Annotated in this window: 3 protein-coding genes and 2 pseudogenes (1 of these 5 running past the window's edge); all 5 read right to left on the reverse strand. The window is 41.9% G+C overall.

Annotation, left to right across the window (positions count from 1 at the left end; translation table 11 throughout):
• Positions 1-211 (reverse strand): annotated as a pseudogene (locus ABUA47_RS10240) (hypothetical protein); it reaches 110 nt to the left of the window's first position.
• 164 nt (positions 212-375) lie between these two features.
• Complete coding sequence (locus ABUA47_RS10245) at positions 376-705, reverse strand: hypothetical protein (RefSeq protein WP_349824477.1); 330 nt, start codon at positions 703-705, stop codon at positions 376-378.
• A 245-nt stretch (positions 706-950) separates the two neighbouring features.
• Positions 951-1,766, reverse strand: coding sequence for a hypothetical protein (locus ABUA47_RS10250; protein WP_005794376.1), 816 nt, complete (start codon positions 1,764-1,766; stop codon positions 951-953).
• 516 nt (positions 1,767-2,282) lie between these two features.
• Positions 2,283-3,602 (reverse strand): hypothetical protein, encoded by a 1,320-nt coding sequence (locus tag ABUA47_RS10255; protein WP_349824478.1) that lies wholly within the window; start codon positions 3,600-3,602, stop codon positions 2,283-2,285.
• 20 nt (positions 3,603-3,622) lie between these two features.
• A pseudogene (locus tag ABUA47_RS10260) lies at positions 3,623-4,190 on the reverse strand (hypothetical protein); the annotation flags it as partial.

Consider the following 4,190-nt stretch of genomic DNA (forward strand, 5'->3'; position numbering starts at 1 on the left):
TAATGGCACTTACAATACTGTCATAATCATGTTCCCCTTCAACATCCACGTTTTCACAGACATACTGGTCTTCAACCACCACATCTTCCGAACCGGCCTTTTGAACAGCTTCTCTTCTCTCAAAGTCGAAGTAAATGCGTAGCAACGCACCTTCAACTACAAATTCAATACCAGTCGGCAGTTCTCCTACAAGAGTTCCATAACTTTTCATAAATTACCTCCATTTTTATAATTATTCTTCAAAATAATAAGCACTCTTCCCGTCACCTAACGAACGCCGCTTGACAATCACATTTTCCACTGGAAAAATCTTCTGACCGTTATTCTCCGCTTCGCGAGCCTGATCCAACACATCTTTCAGATTGTAACAGTTCGTTATGAATTTGCTACGTTGTCCGTTCTGTTCAAAAAGAACACAATATCTACCTTCACCTTCACATTCGTTTCAAAGTCCACCACTGTTATAGGGGCATTGAGAATATCCATCAATCTTGTCTCTTTTACATCGAAGAACTTCTTTCCGTCCTTTGTTCTACCACTCTGTTTGATACCTTTATCTGCAAAACTCATATCATTATTTGTTATTGTTCTCCATAAATTCTTACAATCTCCCCACTTACACCAGCCCCAGTATGAAGCTCGTATCTCGCGGTTACGTTTCCGGCTTTTTATTCGTTTCACCTTTCGGGCAAAGTTCTTTTTCATATTTTTACGCATCCGAACATTATCTTTCGTGAAGCAATAGCCCAAAAAGTTAATCCTTCTTCCTCTTACTACGTTTTCGCTTTCTATGCTTTTTGTTCCCATTTTTTGTTTCTGTTCCTATCGGAGCAATACAACTGTTTGCTTTAACTACCAACCCAACTTTTGCACTTTCCCGTTCATACGCACGAATAAGAAACAACGCTTCGGCCTTAGAACGAGCCAGCATAACATTATCATCGCAATATCTATGCAGGCATTTGACACGATATTTCTCCTTCATTGTATGATCTATCCGGCTTGCCGCAAAATTCCCGATAGGTTGGCTTGTAAATGCTCCAATCGGAACACCTCTTCTTCCGTTCAACTTCATTCTCCAATACGTCAACTAACTCTGTTCCGCTGTCATACGATAAAACAGCTATCTCGATCAATTTAATAAATCGTTCATCTTTGAATTTCCTTCTCAATGCAGCAACAATAAGCTCATGAAGAATACTTTGATAGAACTTTTTGAAATCAGTCTTTACGAACCATTTGTATTCCGGGTACCGGTGAAGAAAACGTTTCATTCTCCTTACTCCAAAATGTAATCCCTTTCCCTTGATACACGCACTTGTATCATAAATCAAATTTCTATAAACATCTTCTTCAATCACCCTCATAATTGCATGGTGCAATATACGCCACGGGAAATATTTCTGTTTGACAATATCTCGAACCTTTCCTGCATCACTTTTTACTCTCATTACGCTATAATCCGGTGCCGGAAAATCCAATGTCAGGATCATCAACTGCAAAGCTCGGAGGTCTTCTTCCGGGTGTAGATTATGCCGCCTGATAAAGCGGTTTTTCTTAACCTTCCCATCTTGTGCTTCTTTGTCCGCTTCACGTAAATTATTTATCTCTGCTATACGTTCAAGAATATACCCGGCTCTTTTAGATTTCTTTCCACCGTTTGCTTCTATCCGTTTATTGTCAGCCTCTATCCTTTCCGCTATAATTCTATCAATTTCATTATGCGATAGACTCTTCCAATCAATATCACTTCTTCCAATATTCACTGCTGCTTTGTTTTAAAATTTACACCATACTTCCAATTTTGTCTTGTTCAGACTATTTTAATTATTCCGATAACTGCAAGCTGTTTTTACTTGCTTGAATAATTCGCCCGGAGCTTTCGAGAACCAACCTACTAACACCGCTTGTTGCCTTTCGCAAATTGGGCAACCTTTCCGCATTCTTGATTTTCTGACATCGTAACCAATTGATTACTACGTTGCAACGATATAAATCCTGCAAGGTCATGGCTCGGAGAACTCGCAGATTACTCTACGATAAATAAGTATGGCGAGAGCCGATATTCGCATTCGAGTTCGACCAATCGTTATTCGAGTTCGCATAAGCGAGGCCGCAATTCGCACCGTTATTCGCATTACCGCCCCAAAGAACCAGCTCTTGTTCCCCTCTGCCAACCGTCCACGCCTTTCGGCTTTCGTCCCGTTATCCGTTGCCGTAAAACGAGAAGGTGGACGGGTTTTAATTAATTGAAATTCAAAGAACTAATATTTCAAAATCTATTATGCAGCCATCAAAGATGCACCGCTAACAAATGTTAAATTCCCAAAATACGCAAGGCGAGAGCCGACAATCGCATCCGAGGACGACCAAGCGTTAAACGAGTGCGCAAAAGCGAGGCCGCAAGTCGCACCGTTATTCGCAATACCGCCCCAAAGAACCAGCTGCCCAGTAGTGTTTGCCCATGAATAATCAGCCCAATAAGAAGTGCTGTTTCCACCAATCTTTTTCGGGAAAATATCAAAATGCTCCCCAAGAATTATTTCCTGCACTTGACCGGAAGCTGTCTGACGGGTAGCTTGTCTGTATTCACCATTTGGATGCGCAGCTAATTCAGCAGTAGTCGGTAAACGGTTTCCTTTGTAAATGAAAATTTCCGTTCCACTTTGAGCACTATTGTTGGAACTACCGCAAAATACTCCTTGCAGAAATTCCCACTGCCACCCATAAGGATCTTCTATACCCATCATGTTCACCCGTGAACAATCCACTCCAGTATTACTTCCATTCACCACAGAAATAGCTATTTTGCCCCAATTGTCACCGAGACTCTTTGTTGCGCCAGTTTGCAATGCTGCCGCAGCAGCCCACAAGTCTTTACTGGAGCTACCACCCACACCATAACCAAGTTTGGCTTGAATATTGGTATCTCCGTACTGGGACAGCCCCAACATCATAATAAGCTTTCTCTGATCGTAATCGGTCAGTCCCCATTCCTTACCGTTCACTTGTGCAGCATTCCAAAATGCGTTGATTGTCTTGCTGCCTGCCGGTGCAACTCCTGAACGTGAAACAAGTGCGCTACCTGACATGGAGCCTTTGTATGCACCGATACAGTTATACATTCCACCATTTGCCCCACCAATAAACTCACCGCCAATAGGTAGCATCGAGAGCCATAAGACTGGTACACCACTTACACTGTCAGTCTGTACACGATAATACAAACGTGGCCCTATCCACATCACATGCCCTTTGGTTTCATCCACCGCAGTACCATCAGCAAACACCGCACTATTGGTAGGGGACATTTTAGCAGCCCTTCCATCATTCGTTACGAGATAACGGCCACAATACAACTTGTATTCTGTCCATGCGGCTGTATTACCTATCACACCATAGTTCGTGCTACTTTGGGTTGATTGTTTGATTGGAATCCCCCAAGCCACCTGCCTCAACATTTGTTCGTCACCATTATTAATAGCATTCATGAAGTTTTCCACGGTAATGCGTCTGACACTACCACCAACTTCCACCAATACTGTATTGGAACGCAGAATGGAGGTCACCAATGTTTCATTTCCTAATCCTTTAGTTGCCATAATATTATTTTGTTTTTATGTTAATTAAAATGACATTCTGCCAAAACATCAACATCATATTGAGTCCCGTTTCTGTCAGTTTCCGTTGTTGTTACAGATATAGAATTTGTTGTAGAATGTTTCAAACTCTTCCAGTTTTCCTTATCCATCACATCCATAGTCCACGATGCGGAAGTAGGAGTATAAGTTGACCCCGTAGTCATATTTACAATCTTGGCACTTACTGTAACGGGTTGTCCGGTATCAACCTCTTTGTTGGAAGAAGTTATATAACATACAATTTGAAATTCATCTGCCGTATCAATGATACGTACCCCGGCACGTGCTATCGGTTGTGAAGCACTTGAAGACTGATAAACTTCTGCTATGAATAACTGGGTACCGTCCACATCACCACGGGTAACAGTTACACTTTTCTGTCCGTTCTTATCAGTCCAAGCCGCCGTGTCCTTATACCATTTTATATAGTAATCGGTAATGGCATTGGCACCGGCATACAGCTTGGTAGTCAGAGTACAACTTGTTACTTTGCTTGTTAACTGTTCGGTACTTGCAAGAATAGCAAGATAGTAAGAGCTGGCTCCCATA

It is taken from the genome of Bacteroides sp. RTP31139st1_H2_RTP31139_211217 (assembly GCF_040227615.1).
Classification (GTDB): Bacteria; Bacteroidota; Bacteroidia; order Bacteroidales; family Bacteroidaceae; genus Bacteroides; species Bacteroides uniformis.

Bases quoted from the DNA above. Each gene is read 5' to 3' on its own strand.
- ABUA47_RS10245 (WP_349824477.1), bottom strand. From the start codon at position 705: ATGAAAAAGAACTTTGCCCGAAAGGTGAAACGAATAAAAAGCCGGAAA.
- ABUA47_RS10255 (WP_349824478.1), bottom strand. From the start codon at position 3,602: ATGGCAACTAAAGGATTAGGAAATGAAACATTGGTGACCTCCATTCTG.